Genomic DNA, 23791 nt, shown 5'->3' with positions numbered 1-23791 from the left:
ATTCGACTACAGACTTTGCCTTCAGAAAAATCGCAGGCAATAAAAAACGGCCCGCTTCCTGGTAGGAAACGGGCCGTTTTCTTGTGAGCCTCAGCTCCTTTCCATCACTTGTTCAGATGGAAATCTTTCTCGGCCGCTTCAAAGCGCTGAACCATGCCGGCGCTCGGCTGGCCCATCAGGCTGACGAAGTAGATCGCCAGGCTGGCGAAGATGAAGCCCGGGATGATTTCGTACAGACCCAGCAGTTCGAAATGCTTCCACACAATCACGGTGATCGCGCCGACCAGGATGCCGGCCAGTGCGCCGTCACGGGTCATCTTCTTCCAGATCACCGAGATCAGCACGACCGGACCGAAGGCAGCACCGAAACCGGCCCAGGCGTAGGACACCAGACCCAGCACGCGGTTGTCCGGGTTGGCGGCCATCGCGATGGCGATCAGTGCAACCAGCAGCACCATGGCGCGACCGACCCATACCAGCTCGACTTGCGAGGCGGATTTACGCAGGAAAGTCTTGTAGAAGTCTTCGGTCAGGGCGCTCGAGCACACCAGCAACTGGCAGCTCAGGGTGCTCATCACGGCAGCCAGAATGGCCGACAGCAACACACCGGCGATCCACGGGTTGAACAGCAGCTTGGCCAGTTCGATGAACACACGCTCGTGGTTCTCGGTCACTGGACCCGCGACTTCCGGGTGCGCCGAGAAGTAAGCGATACCGAAGAAGCCCACGGCCACGGTGCCGCCCAGGCACAGGATCATCCAGGTCATGGAGATGCGACGGGCGTTGGCGATGGATTTCACCGAGTCAGCGGCCATGAAGCGCGCCAGGATGTGCGGCTGGCCGAAGTAGCCCAGGCCCCAGCCCATCAGCGAGATGATGCCGATGAAGGTGGTGTTTTTCAGCATGTCGAAGTTGCTTGGATCTTGCGCTTCGATGGCCAGGAACGTGGTATCGACGCCGCCGGTGGCCAGCAGCACGATGATCGGCGTCAGCAGCAGGGCGAAGATCATCAGGGTGGCTTGTACGGTGTCGGTCCAGCTGACCGCGAGGAAACCGCCGACGAAGGTGTAGGCAATTGTCGCCGCAGCACCGGCCCACAGCGCCGTCTCGTAGGACATGCCGAAGGTGCTTTCGAACAGACGGGCACCGGCAACGATGCCGGAAGCGCAGTAGATGGTGAAGAACACCAGAATCACGACTGCCGAAATGATGCGCAGCAGACCGCTTTTGTCTTCGAAACGGCTGGCGAAGTAGTCCGGCAGGGTCAGCGCATCGCCGTTGTGCTCGGTTTGAACACGCAGACGACCGGCGACGAACAGCCAGTTCAGGTAGGCACCGACGATCAGGCCGATGGCGATCCAGCTTTCGGACAGGCCGGACATGTAGATGGCGCCCGGCAGGCCCATCAGCAACCAGCCGCTCATGTCGGAAGCGCCGGCGGACAACGCGGTCACCACGCTGCCCAGGCTGCGGCCGCCCAGAATATAGTCGGAAAGGTTGTTGGTGGAGCGATAGGCCATGAAGCCGATCAGCACCATTGCTGCGATGTAGATCACGAACGTGATCAGGGTTGGATTGCTTGCGCTCATTACGTACGTGCCCTGGCTTTGTTTTTATGTAGCGGCGGCGGTTGCACCGTTTGCAGACTGACGTCTGACAGACGATTCGCACGGCCGCGCATTTATGACCAATGTTTCCCCAGGAAAGCCATTGGCCGGTACATCGGGTTTTCCCCGGTTGCACCTTTGGCGCGAATCCTATTCAACAAACTAAAACAGGTGCAACCAGTTTCTTGAGAATTAGTTGCACCTAATCGGAATTATCCCGAAATGGCGGTTTTTTGCTCCCTTTTAGCGCAGTCAGGGGCCTTTGCTAGAAGCAAAAGCACCAAGCAGGAGCAGCACTTTCGTACCAGAAAATATTTCCTGACGAGTTGCCGAATATTCCGACAAAAAAGGGTTGCACCCGGTTGCACCTCTTTCGGCTCGCGGCTAATCTTGCCGCCAGCTGTTGTCGCGCAACTGCGGCACCTATGAGGATAAAAATATGGCTACCACCACCCTTGGGGTCAAACTTGACGACCCGACCCGCGAGCGCCTGAAGGCCGCCGCAACCTCGATTGATCGCACACCGCACTGGCTGATCAAGCAGGCAATTTTCAATTACCTGGAAAAACTCGAGGGTGGTGCAACCCTGACCGAGCTGAACGGTTTTACCGCCAAGGACGCCGACGACGCGGGCGAAGTCCACACCGATCACGCTCACCAATGCTTCCTTGAATTCGCCGAAAGCATCCTGCCGCAATCGGTGCTGCGCGCTTCGATCACTGCCGCTTACCGTCGCCCTGAGCCGGAAGTGGTGCCGATGCTGATCGAGCAGGCTCGTCTGCCGGCGCCGATGGCCGAAGCCACCAACAAACTCGCCGCAACCATCGCGGAAAAACTGCGTAACCAGAAGAGTGCCGGCGGTCGTGCAGGCATTGTTCAGGGCCTGCTGCAGGAATTTTCCCTGTCGTCCCAGGAAGGCGTGGCGCTGATGTGCCTGGCCGAAGCGCTGCTGCGTATCCCGGACAAGGGCACTCGCGATGCGCTGATCCGCGACAAGATCAGCACCGGCAACTGGCAGCCACACCTGGGCAACAGCCCGTCGCTGTTCGTCAACGCGGCGACCTGGGGCCTGCTGCTGACCGGCAAACTGGTTTCCACACACAACGAAGCCGGCCTGACTTCGTCCCTGAGCCGCATCATCGGCAAGAGCGGCGAGCCGATGATCCGCAAGGGCGTCGACATGGCCATGCGCCTGATGGGCGAGCAGTTCGTCACCGGCGAAACCATCGCCGAAGCCCTGGCCAATGCGAGCAAGTTCGAAGCCAAGGGTTTCCGTTATTCCTACGACATGCTCGGTGAAGCGGCGCTGACCGAACACGACGCCCAGAAGTACCTGGCCTCGTACGAACAAGCCATCCACTCGATCGGCAAAGCGTCCCACGGCCGTGGGATTTATGAAGGCCCGGGCATCTCGATCAAGCTGTCGGCCCTTCACCCGCGCTACAGCCGCGCCCAGTACGAGCGCGTGATGGACGAGCTGTACCCGCGTCTGCTGTCGCTGACCCTGCTGGCCAAGCAATACGACATCGGCCTGAACATCGACGCCGAAGAAGCCGATCGCCTGGAGCTGTCGCTGGATCTGCTCGAGCGCCTGTGCTTCGAGCCGCAACTGACCGGCTGGAACGGCATCGGTTTCGTGATCCAGGCCTATCAGAAGCGTTGCCCGTACGTGATCGACTACGTGATCGACCTGGCACGCCGCAGCCGTCATCGCCTGATGATCCGCCTGGTGAAAGGCGCGTACTGGGACAGCGAAATCAAGCGCGCCCAGGTCGAAGGCCTGGAAGGCTATCCGGTCTACACCCGCAAGGTGTACACCGACGTTTCCTACATCGCCTGCGCTCGCAAACTGCTGTCGGTGCCGGAAGTCATCTACCCGCAGTTCGCCACGCACAACGCCCACACCCTGTCGGCGATTTATCACATTGCCGGTCAGAACTATTACCCGGGCCAGTACGAATTCCAGTGCCTGCACGGCATGGGCGAACCGTTGTACGAGCAGGTTGTAGGCAAAGTTTCCGAAGGCAAGCTGAACCGTCCGTGCCGTGTGTACGCTCCGGTCGGCACCCACGAAACCCTGCTGGCGTACCTCGTACGTCGTCTGCTGGAAAACGGCGCCAACACTTCGTTCGTCAACCGCATCGCCGACCAGTCGATTTCGATCCAGGAACTGGTGGCTGATCCAGTTGCGCAGATCGAGCAGATGGCGACCGTGGAAGGTGGTTTCGGCCTGCCGCACCCGCGCATTCCGTTGCCGCGTGATCTGTACGGTTCCGAGCGCGCCAACTCCAGCGGCATCGACATGGCCAACGAACATCGTCTGGCCTCGCTGTCCTGCGCCCTGCTGGCGACCGCGCACAACAACTGGAAAGCCGCGCCGATGCTCGGTTGCGCCTCCAGCAACGAAGCGCCGGCACCGGTGCTGAACCCGTCCGATCTGCGTGACGTGGTCGGCCACGTGCAGGAAGCCACCGTCGAAGACGTCGACAACGCCATTCAATGCGCCCTGAACGCCGCACCGATCTGGCAGGCCACCCCGCCGGCCGAGCGTGCCGCGATTCTGGAACGCGCCGCCGACTTGATGGAAGGCGAGATCCAGCCGCTGATGGGCCTGCTGGCTCGCGAAGCCGGCAAGACCTTCGCCAACGCCATCGCCGAAGTCCGCGAAGCCGTCGACTTCCTGCGTTATTACGCGGTGCAGGCACGCAACGATTTCAGCAACGACGCCCACCGCCCACTGGGCCCGGTGGTCTGCATCAGCCCGTGGAACTTCCCGCTGGCGATCTTCAGCGGTCAGGTTGCCGCCGCACTGGCCGCCGGTAACCCGGTGCTGGCCAAACCGGCCGAACAGACTCCGCTGGTCGCCGCACAAGCCGTGCGTCTGATGCTCGAAGCCGGGATTCCGGAAGGCGTGCTGCAACTGCTGCCGGGTCGCGGTGAAACCGTCGGCGCCGGTCTGGTTGGCGATGAGCGCGTCAAAGGCGTGATGTTCACCGGCTCCACCGAAGTCGCCCGTCTGCTGCAACGCAACATCGCCGGTCGCCTCGACAACCAGGGCCGTCCGATTCCGCTGATCGCCGAAACCGGCGGCCAGAACGCGATGATCGTCGACTCTTCGGCACTGACCGAACAAGTGGTGATCGACGTGGTGTCGTCGGCCTTCGACAGCGCCGGTCAGCGCTGCTCGGCCCTGCGTGTCCTGTGCCTGCAGGAAGATTCCGCAGATCGCGTCATCGAAATGCTCAAAGGCGCGATGGCTGAAAGCCGTCTCGGCAACCCGGAGCGTTTGTCCGTGGACATCGGCCCGGTGATCGACGCCGAAGCCAAGGCTGGCATCGAGAAGCACATCCAGGGCATGCGCGACAAAGGTCGCAATGTGTACCAGGTGGCCATCGCCGATACCGAGGAAGTCAAACGCGGCACCTTCGTCATGCCGACCCTGATCGAGCTGGAAAGCTTCGACGAGCTGCAACGCGAGATCTTCGGCCCGGTGCTGCACGTGGTGCGCTACAAGCGTAAAGAGATCGACCAGTTGATCGCCCAGATCAACGCCTCCGGTTACGGCCTGACCCTCGGCGTGCACACCCGCATCGACGAGACCATCGCCAAGGTGATCGACAACGTCAACGCCGGTAACGTCTACGTCAACCGCAACATCGTCGGTGCCGTGGTTGGCGTCCAGCCATTCGGTGGTGAAGGCCTGTCGGGTACCGGTCCGAAGGCCGGTGGCCCGCTGTACCTGTACCGTCTGCTGTCGACGCGTCCTACCGATGCCATCGAACAGTCCTTCGCTCGCGGTGATGCTGCCGTGGCACCGGACGTTCGTCTGCGCGACGCCATGAGCAAACCGCTGACCACCCTGAAAGCTTGGGCCGACAGCAACAAGTTCGCCGACCTGAGCACCCTGTGCGTGCAGTACGCAGCGCAGTCGCAAAGCGGTATCACCCGCGTACTGGCCGGCCCGACTGGCGAGAAGAACAGCTACGCGATCCTGCCGCGCGAGCACGTGCTGTGCCTGGCGGACATCGAAGGTGATCTGCTGACCCAGCTCGCGGCGGTACTGGCAGTGGGCGGTTCGGCGGTCTGGCCGGAATCCGACACCAGCAAGGCATTGTTCGCACGCCTGCCGAAGGAAATTCAGGCGCGGATCAAACTGGTTTCCGACTGGAACAAGGACGATGTGGTGTTCGATGCGGTTCTGCATCACGGCCACTCCGACCAGTTGCGTGCGGTCTGCCAGCAGATCGCCAAGCGTGCCGGCGCCATCGTCGGGGTTCAGGGCCTGTCCCAGGGCGAGACCAACATTGCGCTGGAGCGTCTGGTGATCGAGCGCGCGCTGAGCGTCAACACCGCGGCGGCGGGCGGTAACGCCAGCCTGATGACCATCGGCTAACCCCCCGCTGATCACCGCTGATCGTTCCCACGCTCTGCGTGGGAGCGATCAACAGGAACATAGAAATGGGCGCCCTCACCGGCGCCCATTTTTTTGCCTCTCCATCACCGTTATCAATCTTCCTGTTCAGCCTTTATTCGCACGCCTAGACTCGGCCCATTCCAAAAAAAGGTAGGCCGCCATGTCCGAGACGCTGCTCAGTTCCCGCAATCTGGCTTTCGAGCTGTACGAAGTCCTCGATGCCGAGGGCCTGACCCGGCGCGAGCGGTTTGCCGAGCACAACCGCGAAACCTTCGATGCCGCCATCGGCACAGCGCGCAACATCGCCGAGAAGTACTTCGCACCGCACAACCGCAAGGGCGACGAGAACGAGCCGCGCTACGAGAACGGTCAGGCGATTCTGATTCCCGAGGTGAAACCGGCGGTGGATGCTTTCCTCGAGGCTGGTTTCCTCAACGCTGCGCGCAGTTTCGACGCCGGCGGAATGCAACTTCCTACACTGCTGTCCCAGGCCTGCTTCGCCCACTTCCAGTCGGCCAACGCGGCTTCGACTTCCTATCCGTTCCTGACCATGGGCGCGGCCAACCTGATCGAAAGCTTCGGCACCGAAGAGCAGAAGCAACGTTTCCTGCAACCGATGATCGACGGCCGCTTCTTCGGCACCATGGCCCTGACCGAACCCCACGCCGGTTCGTCGCTGTCGGATATTCGTACCCGCGCCGAGCCTGCGTCCGACGGCACTTATCGCCTCAAGGGCAACAAGATCTTCATTTCCGGCGGCGATCACCCGCTCTCGGAAAACATCGTACACATGGTGCTGGCCAAGCTGCCGGACGCGCCGGCCGGGGTGAAGGGCATTTCGCTGTTTATCGTGCCCAAGTTTCTGGTCAACGATGACGGCAGCCTCGGTAAGCGCAACGACGTGTTGCTGGCCGGGCTGTTCCACAAAATGGGCTGGCGCGGTACGACTTCCACGGCGTTGAACTTCGGCGATAACGGCGAGTGCGTCGGCTATCTGGTGGGCAAGCCGCATCACGGTCTGAGCTACATGTTCCAGATGATGAACGAGGCGCGGATCGGCGTCGGCATGGGCGCGGTAATGCTCGGTTACGCCGGTTATCTGTACTCGCTGGAATACGCTCGCGAACGTCCGCAGGGCCGGGTGCCGGACAGCAAGGATCCGACGACGGCGCCGGTGGCGATCATTCAGCACGCCGATGTCAGACGCATGCTGCTGACGCAGAAATCCTACGTCGAAGGGGCATTCGATCTCGGTCTGTATGCCGCGCGGCTGTTCGATGACACCACTACGCTGGAAACCGAGGCCGAGCGCAAACAGGCCCATGAACTGCTGGATCTGCTGACACCGATCGTCAAATCCTGGCCGTCCGAGTTCTGCCTGAAAGCCAACGAACTGGCGATCCAGATTCTCGGTGGCCACGGCTACACCCGCGAATACCCGGTGGAGCAGTACTACCGCGACAACCGCCTGAACCCGATCCACGAAGGCACTCACGGCATTCAGTCGCTGGACTTGCTCGGGCGCAAACTGGCGCAGAACAGTGGCGCCGGGCTCAAGCAGCTGATCCGCCTGATTGCCGCCACCGCGGAACGCGCGGTGGCGTACGAATCGTTGACCGCACTGCGTGAGCCGCTGGAGAAACTGGTCGCGCGCCTTCAGAGCGTGACCATTGGTCTGCTGACGGATCTGGCTCAAGGCAAGGTCAACAGCAGCCTGGCGAACTCGGCGTTGTACCTGAAGGTGTTCGGGCACGCGGTGATTGGCTGGCGCTGGCTGGAACAGGCGATTCGGGCCGAGGAAGGGTTGGCCAAGGGGAATGTGGCGGATGTCGACTTCTACAAGGGCAAGTTGCAGGCGGCGCGGTATTTCCTGACGTGGGAAGTGCCGGGGTGCCAGCATGAGTTGGCGTTGCTGGAGGCGCGGGATGATACGTGTCTGGCAATGCAGGACGCGTGGTTCTGATCCGGATTATGTGAGCGATCGTTCCCACGCTCCGCGTGGGAATGCCTCCTGTGACGCTCTGCGTCACGATCTTGAGAGGACGCGGAGCGTCCGGGGCTGCATTCCCACGCAGACGGTTCGACGCCTCGACGTGGGAACGATCGGTCAGGTAAGTTTGAAACCACCCATCTGCCGCGCCAGATCATCCGCCAGCCGCTGCAGCATCTGACAATCCTCACGACAGGCGCGAACCTCCCCCGCCGTCGCCCGCGCCAGATCGGAAATCCCCTGCACGTTGCGGTTGATCTCCTCGGTCACCGCCGACTGTTCCTCAGTCGCCGTCGCCACCTGATGGTTCATGTCACTGATGCGCTCGACCTGCCCGGTAATCGCGGTCAAAGACGCCCCCGTACGCTGGCTCGACTCAACCCCGGTGCCAGTCGCAGCCTGCCCGGTGCGCATTGAAGACACCGCATTCTCCGCCCCCTGCTTGAGGCTGCCGATCATCTGCTGAATCTCGTCGGTAGACGCCTGAGTCCGTCGCGCCAAGGTGCGCACTTCATCCGCCACCACCGCAAAACCACGCCCCATATCTCCGGCCCGCGCCGCTTCGATGGCAGCGTTCAACGCCAGCAAATTGGTCTGCTCTGACACCCCGCGAATCACCGCCAGCACCTGATCGATCGACGCCACCTGATGCGCCAGCTCCCCCACTGCGCCGGCGGCAACGCCGATTTCATCGGACATGCTTTCTATATGGCGAATCGAACCGCCGACCACTTCCCGCGCCTGCATCGCTTCATCGCGCGCAGTTTGAGAGGCGAGCGCAGCATTGCCGGCGTTCTGGGCAATTTCCTGCACCGTCAGGCCCATCTCGTGGACGGCGGTGGCGACCATGTCGGTCATTTCCTGCTGACGGCCGGAGCGTTCGGCGGTGTTATCCACAACCCTGGCCACCTGGCCGACGGCAACACGCAGACGCTCGCTGGTGGTCAGCACTTCGCCGATCATCCCGCGCTGGCTGTCGAGGAAACGGTTGAAGCCCCGGGCGAGGTCGCCCAGTTCGTCGGCGCGGCTGGAATCTAACCGATGGGTCAAATCTCCACCACCGCTACCGATTGCTACCAGTGCAGCTGTTACCTGACGAATCGGTCGCACCAATCCCTGAGCCAGCCAGATCACCAGCGCCAGGCAAACCAGCGCCACCGCCAGACCGATGCCGCTGCTCATCCACATCGCCCGGCGGGCTTCGGCGTAGATCTGCGACTGCGGCACTTCGGCCACCAAGGTCCAGCCGAGGTCGCGCAAAGGCAGGCTGAAGGCGAGGAAGTCTTCGCCGTCACGCTGGAAGCTGCTGTTGGCGGCGACTTTATGGCCCATGACCGCTTGTGCCGCCGAGCCACCGATCTGCTCGCTCAAGGTGCGCTTACCACTGAACTGTGCTTCGGGATGGACCTGGATCAAACCGTCGGAACGCACGAGATAGACCTTCCCGCGTTCGCCGAAGCTGAAGTTGTGGATCAGCTCCGACAGCTCTTTCATGCTCAGCCCAAGGCCCGCGACACCGACCACTTTGCCGGCCTGCTCCACCTTCAAATCGATGAAAAGCGCCAGCTCTCCGGTGGCCCCGTCGTTGTCGATGTTCAGGGTTCGCGGCTGATTGCTGTCGAGGAAGGAGTAGAACCACGCATCGGCCGGTTTGTCGCGGCTGAGGGTGCGATCCAGGCCTTTTTCGGTGATGTAGTGATTGGATTCGGTGCCGATGATCAGCGCAGTAAACGCCTTGTGTTCGGCGCGGATGCCTTCCAGATACTGCGCGAAGCCCGCCGTTTTGGCGGAGTCTTCACCATTGGCCAGCCAGTCGCGGACCATGGTGTTGCTGGCGATGTCCTTGGCGGCGGTGAGGGGTTGAACGAGGATTCGTTCGATGTCGTTGCGCGTCGCTTCGATGCTCGACGGCAGCGCCTGTTCGACCAGATAGCTCTGGGCGAGGCGGTTGACCACCAGGGTATAAATGCCAACCACGATCAGAATGCTGACCAGCAGGGCGGTGCCCATACCGAGGATCAGCTGCCATTGAATACTGCGACGCCAGAACTGCATGGAGCACCCCCAAAGAATAAGAGGCTGAAACACTGCAACAGCCGTGCCGATTGTATACAGCGTAATCGACAATCCTATTCTTTGGTTGTGCGCAACCCCATCAACCCTGATTGATGGTCTTGGCGATGGTCTCGACCGTGGCGCTGACTTGCTCTTGGTAACGCTCGAGTTCTTCCTGATGCTGCTTCTTCATTTCAATCTGCTGCGAGCACAGATTCATCGCCGCCAGCACCAGCAGGCGGTCGCCGATCAGCGTCGGGTATTTGCGCTTGGTGTCGGCCAGTGCGGCCTTGAGCATCAATGCGGCGTCCAGCAGGGTCTGTTCTTCCCCGGCCGGTGCCTTGATCGAATAGTCCTCCCCCATGATGGAGATGACTTTTACCCCTGCTGTGCCGTGGTTCATGCGCTGACAGGACCTGCGTTGACGCGATCAACCAAGGCCTGGATGCGCGCGGCGGTGGCGCCGTGCTTTTCTTCCTGTTCCATCAGGCTCAGTTGCAGGCTTTCGTTTTCATCCTTGGCCTGGGCCAGTTCCGTGGACAGGGTCTGGTTGGTTTCCGACAGGGTCTGGTTCTGTTGCACCAGGTCGCTGACGAGCTGTTCCAATTGGCTGAGGGATGCTTCCAACATTTTGATCTTCCAGGGCTTTTTCAAAGGGCGCGTACGATAAAGAAAAGTCGTCGTTGACGCCAGGGTTAAACCGGCGCAAGGCCTTGATTTTCCTGGCGGCTCGACCGTTCTTGCGAGTCTTAGAGACTGTGATCTGCCGATCTGGTTCCTGCACTTCGTCGCTTGGGTGCGGATGCGACAAATACGCGCACCGACTCAAGACTTTAGTCGTATGACCGATAAGTCATCCAACAGCAGTCTCAGCCCGCATGGATGCGGCCCTTCCTGGTATACGCCCCATGTCCCTTCGCAATATGAATATCGCCCCCCGGGCGTTCACCGGCTTCGCCCTGATCGGCGGCCTGATGCTGATTCTCGGTGTGTTCGCCCTGAACCAGATGAGCAAGATCCGCGGCGCCGCCGAGGACATTTCCTCCAGCAGCGTGCCGAGCATCAAGAACCTCGACGAGTTCACCCAGCTGACCCTGCGCCTACGGGTGCTGTCGTACCGTTTGCTGGTGAACCGCGAGCCGGACGTCCAGCAGAAAACCGTCGATCTGCTGGAGATGCGCAACCAGCAGATCCGCAAGGCCCAGACCGATTACGAGCCGTTGATCGGCAGCCCCGAAGAGCGTGCGGCCTACGATCAGTACGTGCAGTTGCTGGGTCAGTACCGCCAGATCGAAGACCGGATGAAAACCCTGTCGCGCAACAACCAGGTGGATGAGCTGCGCAACCTGCTGAACACCCAGTTGCTCGACAACTCCGAAGCAATGAACACCGTGCTCAACCGCCTGATGCAGATCAACGGCCAGCAGATCAGCGAAACCAACCAGCAGGCCGCCGACCAGTATTCCTCGGCCTTCAATCTGGTGGTGACCCTGTTGGTGATCGCCACTGGCCTGACCTTCCTGTTCGCCTGGTTGCTGACCGTCAGCATCACCAAGCCGATCGCAAAGGCACTGGATGCGGCGGAAACCATCGCCGAAGGCAACCTGACCCAGCCGATCCACGTTGACGGCACCGACGAAGCCGGTCGCCTGCTGGCGGCCATGGCCAAGATGCAGTCGAAGCTGCGCGATACCCTGCAGCGGATTTCTGGCTCGGCCACTCAACTGGCGTCCGCCGCCGAAGAGCTGAACAGCGTCACCGACGAAAGCGCCCGTGGCCTGACCCAGCAGAACAACGAAATCGAGCAGGCCGCCACGGCGGTCAACGAGATGACCAGCGCTGTTGAAGAAGTAGCGCGCAACGCGGTCAGCACCTCGGAAGCCTCGAAGAACGCCACCACCTCCGCCGGCGACGGCCGTGATCTGGTGCAGGAAACCGTCAGCGCCATTGAGCGGATGAGCGCCGACGTACAGAGCACCGCGACCCTGATCGGCGATCTGGCCAACGAATCCCGCGACATCGGCAAGGTGCTGGACGTGATCCGTGGCCTGGCTGACCAGACCAACCTGCTGGCACTGAACGCTGCGATTGAAGCGGCCCGTGCCGGTGAAGCCGGTCGTGGGTTTGCCGTGGTGGCTGACGAAGTTCGTGCCCTGGCGCACCGCACCCAGCAGTCGACCAGCGAGATTGAGCGCATGATCGGCAGCATCCAGAGCGGCACCGAACACGCCGTGGATTCGATGCGCAACAGCACCGAACGCGCCGAATCGACCCTGAACATCGCCCGTGGCGCCGGCCTGTCGCTGGACACGATCAACACGGCCATCGTTGAAATCAACGAGCGCAACCTGGTGATCGCCAGCGCCGCCGAAGAACAGGCGCAAGTGGCGCGGGAAGTGGATCGCAACCTGGTGAACATCCGCGATCTGTCGGTGCAATCGGCAACCGGTGCGAATCAGACCAGTGCGGCTAGTAATGAGCTGTCGCGATTGGCGCTGGATCTGAACAATATGGTTGGGCGGTTTAGCCTTTGATTTTTTAGATCAAGGTCAAGATCAAAAGCCACCCCCTCACCCCAGCCCTCTCCCCCTAAAGGGGGCGAGGGGGAAAGGGAGCAGATCGGGGCTTTTCAGATCCTGAGTTCGACTCGCAACTGCAAGTCGGTGCAACTCGTACAAACGCCGCGATCAGTCCCCTCTCCCTCCGGGAGAGGGTTAGGGTGAGGGCAGCGGTCTGAAGCCAGGCACAACCGCTAATGACTCCGCCGCAAAAACCTTTTTGACAGCATCACATTTCAACAGGTTAGAATCGCTGGCACGCAGACTGCATGGTCAGTTTGTGCCCGTCTTTCCGCTTCTGGAGTACTGCCTTTGAATGCGACGACCATCAACAGCCTGTTCTTGATCGGCGCGTTGCTGGTAGGCGCAAGCATTCTTGTCAGCTCCCTTTCTTCCCGTCTCGGCATCCCGATTCTGGTGATCATCCTCGCGGTCGGCATGACTGCCGGGGTCGATGGCGGCGGCATCATTTTCGATAACTACCCGACGGCCTATCTGGTCGGCAACCTCGCGCTGGCAGTGATCCTGCTCGACGGCGGGTTGCGCACCCGGGTGTCCAGTTTCCGCGTGGCCTTGTGGCCGGCATTGTCACTTGCGACGGTCGGGGTACTCATCACTACCGGCCTCACCGGCATGGCCGCCGCTTGGCTGTTCGACCTCAACCTGATCCAGGGCCTGCTGATCGGCGCCATCGTCGGTTCCACGGACGCTGCAGCGGTGTTCTCGCTGCTCGGCGGCAAGGGCCTGAACGAACGGGTAACCGCCAGCCTGGAAATCGAATCCGGCAGCAACGACCCGATGGCGGTGTTCCTCACCGTGACCCTGATCGACATGCTCGCCAGCGGCCAGACCGGCCTGCACTGGAGCCTGCTGACCCACCTGATCCGCGAGTTCGGCATCGGTTGGGTGATCGGTCTGGGCGGTGGCTGGCTGATGCTGCAACTGGTCAACCGGATCAATCTGGCCGCCGGCCTGTATCCGATTCTGGTGATCGCCGGCGGTCTGGTGGTGTTCGCCCTGACCAACGCCCTGCACGGCAGCGGCTTCCTCGCCGTGTACCTGTGCGGTCTGGTGATCGGCAACCGCCCGGTGCGCAGCCGTCACGGCATTCTGCACATGCTCGACGGCATGGCGTGGCTGGCGCAGATCGGCATGTTCCTGGTGCTGGGTTTGCTGGTCACTCCGCACGACTTGCTGCCGATCGCCGTGCCTGCCCTGGGTCTGGCGCTGTGGATGATTCTGTTCGCACGCCCGCTGTCGGTGCTGGTCGGGTTGCTGCCGTTCAAGGCCTTCCATGGCCGCGAAAAAGCCTTCATTTCCTGGGTCGGCCTGCGTGGCGCGGTACCGATCATTCTGGCGGTGTTCCCGCTGATGGCCGGGCTGCCGAATGCGCAGCTGTATTTCAACCTTGCGTTCTTTATCGTGCTGGTGTCGCTGCTGGTGCAGGGCACGAGCCTGCCGTGGGTGGCCAAGCTGCTCAAGGTGACGGTGCCACCGGAGCCGGCGCCGATCTCCCGCGCCGCCCTCGAAGTGCACGTCACCAGCGAGTGGGAACTGTTCGTTTACAAGCTCGGCGCGGAAAAATGGTGCATCGGCTCGCCCCTGCGTGAACTGAAAATGCCCGAAGGCACACGTATCGCCGCCCTGTTTCGCGGTCAACAACTGCTCCATCCGTCGGGTAGTACGGTGCTGGAAGTCGATGATTTGCTGTGTGTTATCGGCCATGAACACAACCTTCCGGCCCTCGGAAAACTGTTCAGCCAAGCGCCGCAACGCGGCCTCGATCTGCGCTTCTTCGGCGACTTCGTACTCGAAGGAGACGCCCAGCTCAAAGCGGTTGCCGCCCTGTACGGCCTGCCCGCCGAAGGCATCGATCCGGACATGACCCTGGGTCACTTCATTGCCCAGAAAGTCGGCGGTGCACCGATCGTTGGCGACCAGGTGGAATGGAACAACACCCACTGGACGGTTGCGGTCATGGACGGGAACAAGATCGGCAAAGTGGGCGTCAGATTCCCCGAAGGAAGTCGCCCGGGCCCCGGGCTCTTCCTCTAAACTGCGTCCACTCTCACTTGCTTGACCGGTCTCTATGCCTACCCTGCGCTCCTTTTTCGTCGCGGCCCTGCTGGGCCTGAGTCTTTCCGTCGGCCCGCTGCAAGCCGCCGAACCGCCGTCCAGCGAAGCCGTGCAGGCCAGTCTGGACAAGATCGCCGACAGCAAACTGCCCGACGCCGATAAAAAGACCCTGCAAACGGTTCTGCAAAACACGCTGAACCAGCTCAATAACCGGCGTGACTACGAGCAGAAGCTCAGCGACCTCAAGCAGCAGTTGGCGACCGCGCCGAAGCAGACCATCGAGAACGCACGCGAACTGACCCGCCTCAAGGCCAGCGCCGTGGTGCCGGTGGCGCAGCGCTTCCCCAAGGAAAACATCCAGCAGCTGGAGCAGATGCTCACCGAGCGCTCGACCCAGCAAAGCGATCTGCAAAAGGCCCTGGCCGAAGCCAACAGCCTGATCATCACCGCCCAGACCCGCCCCGAGCGCGCTCAGGCCGAGATTTCCAGCAGCCAGACGCGCATCCAGCAGATCAACAACATCCTCAAGACCGGCAAGGACGGCGGCAAGACCCTGAGCGCCGAGCAACGCGACCAGATCAACGCCGAGCTGGCCGCCCTGAACGCGCTGATCCCGCTGCGTCGTCAGGAACTGGCCGGCAACAACCAGTTGCAGGATCTGGGCAACAGTCAGCATGACCTGCTTTCGGAGAAGTCCGACCGTCTGGATCGCGAGATTCAGGAGCTGCAAACCCTGATCAACCAGAAGCGTCTGGCCCTGTCTCAGGAAACCGTGACCCAGCAATCGATCGAGGCGCAGAAGTCCGGCGGCAGCACTCTGCTCGCCACCGAAAGCGCGGCCAACCTCAAGCTCTCCGACTACCTGCTCAAGAGCACCGACCGCCTCAACGAAGTCACCCAGCAGAACCTGCAGACCAAGCAGCAACTGGACAGCGTGACCCAGAGCGATTCGGCCCTCGACGAGCAGATCAACGTGCTAAAGGGCAGCCTGTTGCTGTCGAAGATTCTCTATAAACAGAAACAGGCCCTGCCTCGCCTCAAGGTCGATCGCGACCTGGCGGACCAGATCGCCGACATTCGCCTGTATCAGTTCGAAGTCAGCCAGCAACGAGAACTGCTGAGCAACCCGACGTCTTACGTCGACAACCTGCTGTCCACCCAGCCGCCGGAGCAGGTCACGCCGCAATTGCGCAAGAGCCTGCTGGAACTGGCCAACACCCGCGCCGACCTGCTGGAACGTCTGAACCGCGAACTGAGCGCGATGCTCAACGAGTCGATCACCCTGCAACTGAACCAGAAACAACTGCTGAGCACCGCGCAAAGTCTGCGCGCGACCCTCGACGAGCAAATGTTCTGGATTCCCAGCAACAAGCCGCTGGACACCGAATGGATGCGCGGCGTGCCGGAGCGCCTCAAGCGTCAGATCGACACTTTGCCGCTGGCCTCGAGCTTCAGCGAACTGACCGACGGCCTGACCCAGCGACCGCTGTTGTTCCTGCCGCTGGCGCTGCTGATCGGCGCGCTGCTGTGGCGGCGCAAGCAACTGTATTCGCGCCTGAACAAGGTTCACCAGGACATCGGCCACTTCAAGCGTGACAGCCAGTGGCACACGCCACAGGCGATCCTGATCAATATTCTGCTGGCGATGCCGGTGGCGCTGGGCCTGGCCCTCTGCGGGCTGGCCTTGCAGATCGACGCCCGCGGGCAGAACGCCAATATGGGCGCGGCGCTGCTGCAAATGGCCCAGGCGTGGCTGGTGTTCTACACCGCTTACCGGATCCTCGCGCCGGGTGGCGTGGCTGAACTGCACTTCCGCTGGGAAAAACCGCAGGTCGAATTCCTGCAAGGCTGGGTGCGTCGCCTCGGCCTGGTGGTCATGGCTCTGGTGGCGGTGGTGGCGGTTGCCGAACTGCAACCGGCGGCGCTGGCCGACGATGTCATCGGCATGCCGGTGGTGCTGACCTGCTATGCCCTGATGGCGTGGCTGCTCAGCCGCCTGCTGATCAGCAGCCCGACCCACGAAAACGCCTCGCTGTTCCGCAAGGCCGTGGGTGTGATGTTCACCCTGCTGCCCATCGCGCTGTTCGTCGCCGTGTGCTTCGGCTACTACTACACTGCGCTGAAGCTCAGCGACCGCTTGATCAACACCCTGTACCTGCTGATGTTCTGGCTGGTGATCGAAGCCACCTTCGTCCGCGGCCTCGCGGTTGCGGCACGCCGTCTGGCTTACCAGCGCGCCCTGGCCAAACGTCAGGCCGCGAAAGAGGCCGGCGACGGCGAAGCGGTGATCGAAGAGCCGACCCTGGACATCGAGAAGGTCAACGAACAGTCCCTGCGCCTGATCCGTCTGGCACTGCTCGGCGGCTTCATCGCCGCGCTGTACTGGGTCTGGGCCGACCTGATCACGGTGTTCTCGTACCTCGACAACATCACCCTCTACGAATACACCAGCGGCACCGGCGCCAACATGAGCATGGTGCCGATCAGCATCGGCGACATGCTCGGTGCGCTGATCATCATCGGCATCACCTTTGCGCTCGCCCGCAACTTGCCGGGCCTGCTTGAAGTGTTCGTGCTGTCGAAACTCAATCTGGCTCAGGGCAGCGCCTACGCGACCACGACGCTGCTGTCGTACGTGATCGCCGGGGTCGGTTTCGTCTCGACCCTGTCGACCCTTGGCGTGAGCTGGGACAAGTTGCAATGGCTGGTGGCGGCGCTGTCGGTCGGCCTCGGTTTCGGCATGCAGGAGATCTTTGCGAACTTCATCTCCGGCATCATGATCCTGTTCGAACGCCCGGTGCGGATCGGCGACACCATCACCATCGGCAACCTGTCGGGCACGGTGAGCAAGATCCGCATCCGCGCCACGACCATCACCGACTTCGACCGCAAGGACATCATCGTCCCGAACAAGACGTTCATTACCGGGCAACTGATCAACTGGTCGCTGACCGACACCATCACCCGGGTGACCCTGAAACTGGGCGTGGATTACGGTTCCGATCTGGATCTGGTCAAGGAACTGCTGCTCAAGGCCGCCCGGGAAAACCCGCGTGTACTCAAGGAACCCGAGCCGCACGTGTACTTCCTCAACTTCGGCGAAAGTACTCTCGATCACGAACTGCGCATGCATGTGCGTGACCTCGGCGACCGCAACCCGGTACTCGATGAGGTCAACCGCTTCATCAACCGCGAGTTCAAGAAGCAGCACATCAACATCTCGTTCCGCCAGATGGAGGTTTACCTGAAGAACCTGCATGGCCAGGAATACAAGATGGTGCCGATCGAACCGGAAACCAAAACCATCGTGCCGGTCAGCGACGACCAGAAACCGCTGCAGGAACCGCCGCCGGCCAAACTCGACTAACCCGGCCATTCCCAGCAGAATGCTCGGACATTCTGCTGGAGCCGGCCCTTGAAAGCCCTCGACGAACTGACCTTCGACAACCGCTTCGCCCGCCTGGGCGATGCGTTCTCGGCCCATGTGCTGCCCGAACCGATCGACAATCCGCGACTGGTGGTGGCCAGCCCTGCGGCCCTGGCGCTGCTGGATCTCGACCCGGCAGTGGCCGACACCCAGGAATTTGCCGAACTGTTCGGCGGCCACAAGTTGTGGGCCGATGCCGAGCCACGGGCGATGGTCTATTCCGGGCACCAGTTCGGCGGCTACACCCCGCAACTGGGCGACGGTCGTGGGTTGTTGCTGGGCGAGGTCTACAACGCGGCCGGCGAGCATTGGGACTTGCATCTGAAGGGCGCCGGGCAGACACCGTTCTCGCGCATGGGCGATGGTCGCGCGGTGCTGCGTTCGTCGATCCGCGAGTTTCTCGCTTCCGAAGCGCTGCATGCGCTGAACATCCCGTCTTCACGCGCCGCCTGCGTGATCGGCTCCGACACTCCGGTGTGGCGTGAGAAACAGGAACGCGCCGCGATGGTGCTGCGCCTGGCGCCGAGCCACATCCGTTTCGGCCATTTCGAATATTTCTATTACACCAAGCGTCCCGAACAGCAGAAGCTGCTCGGCGAACACGTGTTGGCGATGCACTACCCCGAATGCCTGGAACAGCCGGAACCCTATCTGGCGATGTTCCGCGAGATCGTCGAGCGCAACGCCGAACTGATCGCCAAGTGGCAGGCCTACGGTTTCTGCCACGGCGTGATGAACACCGACAACATGTCGATCCTCGGCATCACCTTCGACTTCGGCCCGTTCGCCTTCCTCGATGATTTCGACGCAAACTTCATCTGCAACCACTCCGACGATCAGGGCCGCTACTCCTTCAGCAATCAGGTGCCGGTCGGCCAATGGAACCTCAGCGCCCTGGCCCAGGCCCTGACACCGTTCATCAGCGTCGAAGCCCTGCGCGAAACCCTCGGCCTGTACCTGCCGCTGTTCCAGGCCCATTACCTCGACCTCATGCGCCGCCGCTTCGGCTTCACCACCGCCGAGGACGACGACCAGCAACTGCTGGAACAACTGCTGCAACTGATGCAGAACAGCGGCGTCGACTACACGCTGTTCTTCCGCCGCCTGGGCGAAGAATCAGCCGAACAGGCCGTCGCTCGCCTGCGCGATGACTTCGTCGATATCAAGGGTTTCGATGCCTGGGGCGAGCGCTATGTCGCCCGAGTCGCACGCGATAGCGCGACCGATCAGGAACAGCGCCGTGCGCGGATGAATGCGGTGAATCCACTGTACATCCTGCGCAACTATCTGGCGCAGAGGGCGATTGATGCTGCCGAGCAGGGTGACTATTCAGAAGTGCGCCGGTTGCACGCGGTGCTGAGCAATCCATTCGAGGAACAACCTGGAATGGAGAGCTATGCGGAACGGCCGCCTGAGTGGGGCAAGCATCTGGAGATCAGTTGTTCGTCCTGAGTAACCTCAATCCAAAGGATCAATTGCGCTGATGACTCGAGCAACGATGTCAGCCATCGTTACGTCATCCAGCCGCTCAATGAATTTAGCGTTACCGTCACGAACACGCTGTTCGATATCAAAACTTCGAACCTGATTACACACGGCGACGCCATTGGTTTCGTGACCTGAAATGGTCACGGCCAACCCCGAGCTCCGGCTGAAATTGCCACCGCTTGTGACCGGGACCGTCATGCTGACACCCAGAGCATTGATCTCACGAGGCGTGATGACAACAAAACGATGTCTGTTCATCATCTCCCGCCCGGCCACAGGATTGGGATCGATCCAGTAAACATCTCCCCGTTGGGGGGACTGCCGACGCACCATCAACCCAACTCCCTGCCAACAGGTTCACCTTCACGAGCTTCGGCAGTTTGAGCATTCAGCTCCTGTAAATGTTCGGCGCCTTCAAGCAGTTCAGCCAAGCTGTAACGCTTGCGAGCAACCGGGGCGACGGGCCTGGCAACCAACTCACCATCGACCACATTCAACTCCAGTTGAGCGCCCACATCCAAATGCAAAAGCTTCAGTAGCGTTGGAGGAATCGTTATGACTGCAGCGCCCCCCTGACGGCGAATTCTGGAAGTTACGGACATGAAGTCACTCCGATCCGGTAAATGGAAGTCATCGATCTCTCGATTTGTGCAACAAAAGTAGCACGCAGATACAGTCAAAGCGATCTCCTCACGACGAACGTTAAAACAGGAATTTGCTCTCAGACTAGACATCAATCGAAAGGCGGCCGGCAGAAAACTGTGACGATTCAAGACATTGATAAATGAGTCCCTCGACACCAGATCAGTGACATCAATTGCTCAATCGAGACCTATCATGACCGACCCACTCCTCATCCCCTGCCCCTCCTGCAACGGCCTCAACCGCATCCCCGCCGAGCGCCTCAACGATCACCCGAAGTGCGGGCGCTGCAAGTCCGAGGTGCTGTTGAACAAGCCGTTTGAACTCAAGCAAGGCGATTACGCCAGTCAGATCAAGGGTGATCTGCCGTTGCTGGTGGACGTATGGGCAGATTGGTGCGGGCCGTGCAAGTCGTTTGCGCCGGTGTTCGAGCAGGCGGCTGCGCAGTTGGCGGGCAAGTGCCGGCTGGCCAAGCTGGACAGCGAGGCCAATCAGCAGTTGTCGGCGCAATTGGGGATTCGTTCGATTCCGAGCCTGATTCTGTTCCGCAACGGCCGGGAAGTGGCCCGTCAGAGCGGGGCCTTCCCGTTGCCGCAGTTGATGGCCTGGCTGCGCAGCCAGGGCATCTGACAAGGCTTCAGGCGTCTTCGAGCAGGTTATGGAGTTCGACGAACTGCTGCGTCAGCTTGTGCCGTGGATCGAGGTGGATCAGCGGCGTGTTGGCCTGATGGGATTCGCGCATGCGCACTGAACTGGCGAGGTAGACCGGTAGTACCGGCAGGCCCTCGGCGATCAGCTCGTCGAGGATCTGCTGCGGCAGGCTGGCCCGGGCCTGGAACTGGTTGACCACAATGCCTTCGACTTCCAGGCCTTCGTTGTGGTCTTCCTTCAACTCGTCGATCTCGGCGATCAGACCGTAGAGGGCCTGACGCGAGAAGCTGTCGCAGTCAAAGGGAATCAGTACCCGATCGGCGGCAATCAGGGCCGAGACCGCATAGAAATTCAGCGCCGGCGGCGTATCCAGATAGATCCGGTCGTAATCCTCCGACAACTCGTCGAGCAGCTTTCGCAGCTTGTTGATCTTGTGTTTGGCCTCAAGCTTGGGCTGCAGGTCGGCCAGTTCGGCGGTGGCGGTGATGATGTGCAGGTTGTCGAACGGCGTTTCGTAGATATCCGCCTGATTCTTTTTCGAGAACGGCCCGGAAGACAGGGTCTGCTTGAAGAAGTCGGCGATGCCCATCGGAATGTCGTCACCCGTGAGCCCGGTCAGATACTGAGTGGAATTGGCCTGGGCATCGAGGTCGACCAACAGCGTGCGATAACCCTCGCTGGCGCTCACCGCCGCCAGATTGCAGGCAATGCTGGATTTGCCCACGCCACCTTTCTGATTGAACACCACGCGCCGCATGACAAAACCTCCGTGTATCAAAGAATGGCCGAGTGTAGTGGTGCCCGGTGCCGGTTCGCTACCTCGATGGACACGGACTACAGAGTCAGGCGCCAATATCCCAATGAATACGGGGCAAAGACACCCGTTGATCGCCGATATGCCCGACAGACAGACACCCGACAATCTGGATAATGGCCAAGTGACAGTTTTTCGCTGCGTACCATTCGGTCCATTTCACTGCGCAAAATGTAACCAGCATTTGCTACACACTCGTCGCACCGGGATAATGCGCGCCACCCGGCGCCACGCGCCATGCCATTTCCGGCTAAATCAGCTCAGCGGCGACGTTGGCGAAACCGCGTCAAATCAGCCCGCAGGGGCGGGATAAATGTCCGTGATCAACTTCAACATCGCCCAATGGCGCGCCTGGGCTCCCGGGCTCGACAGTGTGGAAGCCTGGCAGGCCTGGAGCCGACAGCCGGTCGTGCTTGAAGGCAGCGATGCCGCACCCGATGTGTCGTTTCTGCCGGCCATGCAGCGCCGTCGTCTCAGTCGTCTGGCGCGGATGGCGTTCAGTGTCGGCTGGCCGCTGGCCGACGGTCGGGAAAATTTGCCGCTGGTGTTCGTATCACGGCACGGCGAAACCCCGCGCACCTTTGAAATCCTCAGCGATCTGGCCAACGAACAGCCGCTGTCGCCGACCCAGTTCAGCCTGTCGGTGCACAACGCGATCATCGGCCTGTGGTCGATCATGCGCGGCGAAACCAGCGAAATGACCGCCCTCGCCGCAGCCGGCGACGGCCTCGAACACGGCATGCTCGAAGCGGCAACGCTGTTGAACGAAGGCGCCCCGGCGGTACTGCTGGTGATCACCGAGGAACAACCGCCCGAAGCCTATTCGACGTGGATCGACGACGTACCGTTCCCCTATGCCGTCGGGCTGTTGCTCACCCCCGGTACCGACTGGCGGCTGACCCTGAACAGCGCCCCCGAAGCACTGTCCAAAACGCAGTGGCCCCACGCGCTGAATCTGCTGCGAACCCTGCTCGGTCAGCAACCCCATTGCCAACATGCCTGGAAGACTCGTCTATGGACCTGGCAACGCAACCCGTAATCGGAAAAAACCGCGACGCCTATTACTGGCGTCTGCTGGCCACTGCCACCAGCTTCGCCCTGTTCGGGCTCGGCGGCCTGTGCCTGCGCCTGCTGGTATTTCCATTGCTCGGCTGTCTGCCGGGCGATGCCAGGGTGCATCGCGAGCGGGCGCGCCAGACCGTCAGCCGGCTGTTCTGGTTTTTCGTCCGGTTCATGGCCCGTACCGGTGTGCTGACCTACGACATTCAGGGCGCCGAACGTCTCGGCCGCCCGGGGCAGATGATCATCGCCAACCACCCGTCGCTGATCGACGTGGTGTTTTTGATCGGCCTGGTGCGCCGGGCCAATTGCGTGGTGAAGAAAAGCCTGTGGGAAAACCCCTTCACCCGTGGCCCGCTGCGCAGCACTGAATACATCAGCAACGACGGCAGCATGGACATGCTCGACGCCGCCGCCGGTGCCTTGCAGAGCGGGCAGACCCTGATCATTTTCCCCGAAGGCACCCGCACCCAGCCGGGTCAGGCGCCGGCCTTTCATCGGGGCGCGGCGGCCATCGCCTTGCGCGGTGCGAAAATCGTCACCCCGGTGGTCATCCACGTCAGTCCGACCACCCTGACCAAGGCCGAGCCCTGGTATCGCATTCCCAGTCGCCGCGTGCACTTCAGTTTTCGTGTCGGGGCCGATATAGACCCACAGACTTTCGCCGCGCAGGGGCCTGCCCCGCAGGCTTCGCGCAAGCTCAACGACTATTTACACCAATTCTTTATCAAGGAGCTCGCCGAAGATGAGCGATCTAAACCGTGACATCAAAGAGCTGATCATCGACGCCCTGGGCCTCGAAGACATCAGCGCAGAGGACATCGGCGACGACCAGACGCTGTTCGGCGAAGGCCTGGGCCTGGATTCCGTCGACGCCCTGGAGCTCGGCCTGGCGATCCAGAAAAAGTACGGCATCAAGATCGACGCCGACGCCAAGGACACCCGTAACCATTTCTCCAACGTGGCGAGCCTTGCGGCGTTCGTCACGGCAAAACAGGCAGCTTGAGACC

The 23791-nt window shown here is 61.3% G+C and carries 17 protein-coding genes and 1 pseudogene; 10 read left to right on the top strand and 8 right to left on the bottom strand.

Going from position 1 to position 23791, the window contains the following annotated elements; genetic code table 11:
* Nucleotides 1-104: 104 nt before the first annotated feature.
* Nucleotides 105-1589, bottom strand: coding sequence for a sodium/proline symporter PutP (gene putP / locus AC1RT4_RS17270; protein ID WP_007952308.1), 1485 nt, complete (start codon nucleotides 1587-1589; stop codon nucleotides 105-107).
* 457 nt (nucleotides 1590-2046) lie between these two features.
* On the opposite strand from putP, the gene putA reads away from it, so the two are divergent.
* Complete coding sequence (putA, locus tag AC1RT4_RS17265) at nucleotides 2047-6000, top strand: trifunctional transcriptional regulator/proline dehydrogenase/L-glutamate gamma-semialdehyde dehydrogenase (protein WP_493086536.1); 3954 nt, start codon at nucleotides 2047-2049, stop codon at nucleotides 5998-6000.
* 181 nt (nucleotides 6001-6181) lie between these two features.
* Nucleotides 6182-7984: an acyl-CoA dehydrogenase gene (locus AC1RT4_RS17260; RefSeq protein ID WP_493086534.1), complete on the top strand. Its 1803-nt coding sequence runs from the start codon at nucleotides 6182-6184 to the stop codon at nucleotides 7982-7984.
* Nucleotides 7985-8128: 144 nt separating this feature from the next.
* Here the strand turns inward: AC1RT4_RS17260 and AC1RT4_RS17255 are convergent, their stop codons facing one another.
* The 4 genes and pseudogenes from AC1RT4_RS17255 to AC1RT4_RS17240 all read right to left on the bottom strand — a co-directional run bounded on the left by AC1RT4_RS17255 (nucleotide 8129) and on the right by AC1RT4_RS17240 (nucleotide 10696).
* A complete protein-coding gene (locus AC1RT4_RS17255; protein WP_459797306.1) occupies nucleotides 8129-8860 on the bottom strand; it encodes a methyl-accepting chemotaxis protein in 732 nt (243 codons plus the stop codon).
* A 135-nt stretch (nucleotides 8861-8995) separates the two neighbouring features.
* Nucleotides 8996-10021: pseudogene (locus AC1RT4_RS17250) on the bottom strand (cache domain-containing protein); the annotation flags it as partial.
* A gap of 145 nt (nucleotides 10022-10166) precedes the next feature.
* Entirely contained in the window at nucleotides 10167-10469 is a 303-nt protein-coding gene (locus tag AC1RT4_RS17245) for a cell division protein ZapA (protein ID WP_007952314.1), read from the bottom strand.
* Nucleotides 10466-10696, bottom strand: a complete 231-nt coding sequence (locus tag AC1RT4_RS17240) for a hypothetical protein (RefSeq protein ID WP_007952320.1) — start codon at nucleotides 10694-10696, stop codon at nucleotides 10466-10468. The genes AC1RT4_RS17245 and AC1RT4_RS17240 overlap by 4 nt, the downstream gene beginning before the upstream one ends.
* A gap of 278 nt (nucleotides 10697-10974) precedes the next feature.
* Between AC1RT4_RS17240 and AC1RT4_RS17235 the strand changes: the two genes are divergently transcribed.
* The 4 genes from AC1RT4_RS17235 to selO all read left to right on the top strand — a co-directional run bounded on the left by AC1RT4_RS17235 (nucleotide 10975) and on the right by selO (nucleotide 19579).
* Nucleotides 10975-12600 carry a methyl-accepting chemotaxis protein gene (locus tag AC1RT4_RS17235; RefSeq protein ID WP_493086532.1) on the top strand — a complete coding sequence of 542 codons (1626 nt, stop codon included), beginning with the start codon at nucleotides 10975-10977 and terminating at the stop codon, nucleotides 12598-12600.
* A gap of 336 nt (nucleotides 12601-12936) precedes the next feature.
* A complete protein-coding gene (locus AC1RT4_RS17230) occupies nucleotides 12937-14679 on the top strand; it encodes a potassium/proton antiporter (protein WP_493086530.1) in 1743 nt (580 codons plus the stop codon).
* 34 nt (nucleotides 14680-14713) lie between these two features.
* Nucleotides 14714-18067 carry a mechanosensitive channel MscK gene (mscK, locus tag AC1RT4_RS17225; RefSeq protein ID WP_493086528.1) on the top strand — a complete coding sequence of 1118 codons (3354 nt, stop codon included), beginning with the start codon at nucleotides 14714-14716 and terminating at the stop codon, nucleotides 18065-18067.
* A gap of 48 nt (nucleotides 18068-18115) precedes the next feature.
* Nucleotides 18116-19579 carry a protein adenylyltransferase SelO gene (gene selO, locus AC1RT4_RS17220; RefSeq protein WP_493086526.1) on the top strand — a complete coding sequence of 488 codons (1464 nt, stop codon included), beginning with the start codon at nucleotides 18116-18118 and terminating at the stop codon, nucleotides 19577-19579.
* A gap of 6 nt (nucleotides 19580-19585) precedes the next feature.
* On the opposite strand, the gene mazF is transcribed toward selO, so the two are convergent.
* Both mazF and mazE read right to left on the bottom strand, forming a co-directional pair.
* Entirely contained in the window at nucleotides 19586-19948 is a 363-nt protein-coding gene (gene mazF / locus AC1RT4_RS17215) for a type II toxin-antitoxin system toxin MazF (protein WP_493086524.1), read from the bottom strand.
* Nucleotides 19948-20217, bottom strand: a complete 270-nt coding sequence (mazE, locus tag AC1RT4_RS17210) for a type II toxin-antitoxin system antitoxin MazE (RefSeq protein WP_197869280.1) — start codon at nucleotides 20215-20217, stop codon at nucleotides 19948-19950. Before mazE ends, mazF begins: the two co-directional genes overlap by 1 nt.
* A 235-nt stretch (nucleotides 20218-20452) precedes the next feature.
* On the opposite strand from mazE, the gene trxC reads away from it, so the two are divergent.
* On the top strand, nucleotides 20453-20887 hold the full coding sequence (gene trxC / locus AC1RT4_RS17205) for a thioredoxin TrxC (RefSeq protein ID WP_064592954.1): 435 nt from the start codon (nucleotides 20453-20455) through the stop codon (nucleotides 20885-20887).
* A 7-nt stretch (nucleotides 20888-20894) separates the two neighbouring features.
* On the opposite strand, the gene AC1RT4_RS17200 is transcribed toward trxC, so the two are convergent.
* Nucleotides 20895-21665, bottom strand: a complete 771-nt coding sequence (locus AC1RT4_RS17200; RefSeq protein WP_007952339.1) for a ParA family protein — start codon at nucleotides 21663-21665, stop codon at nucleotides 20895-20897.
* A gap of 370 nt (nucleotides 21666-22035) precedes the next feature.
* Between AC1RT4_RS17200 and AC1RT4_RS17195 the strand changes: the two genes are divergently transcribed.
* From AC1RT4_RS17195 to AC1RT4_RS17185, 3 genes are read left to right on the top strand one after another with little or no spacing between them, the layout of a single operon-like run.
* Nucleotides 22036-22761, top strand: a complete 726-nt coding sequence (locus AC1RT4_RS17195; RefSeq protein WP_493086522.1) for a beta-ketoacyl synthase chain length factor — start codon at nucleotides 22036-22038, stop codon at nucleotides 22759-22761.
* Nucleotides 22737-23546 carry a lysophospholipid acyltransferase family protein gene (locus tag AC1RT4_RS17190; RefSeq protein WP_007952342.1) on the top strand — a complete coding sequence of 270 codons (810 nt, stop codon included), beginning with the start codon at nucleotides 22737-22739 and terminating at the stop codon, nucleotides 23544-23546. The genes AC1RT4_RS17195 and AC1RT4_RS17190 overlap by 25 nt, the downstream gene beginning before the upstream one ends.
* Nucleotides 23527-23787 carry a phosphopantetheine-binding protein gene (locus tag AC1RT4_RS17185; protein WP_007952344.1) on the top strand — a complete coding sequence of 87 codons (261 nt, stop codon included), beginning with the start codon at nucleotides 23527-23529 and terminating at the stop codon, nucleotides 23785-23787. The genes AC1RT4_RS17190 and AC1RT4_RS17185 overlap by 20 nt, the downstream gene beginning before the upstream one ends.
* Nucleotides 23788-23791 lie beyond the last annotated feature (4 nt).

This window comes from Pseudomonas sp. GW821-FHT11D10, assembly GCF_058808435.1.
Note: the sequence above shows the minus strand (reverse complement) of the source record. Positions and strands in the feature narration are given on the sequence as shown.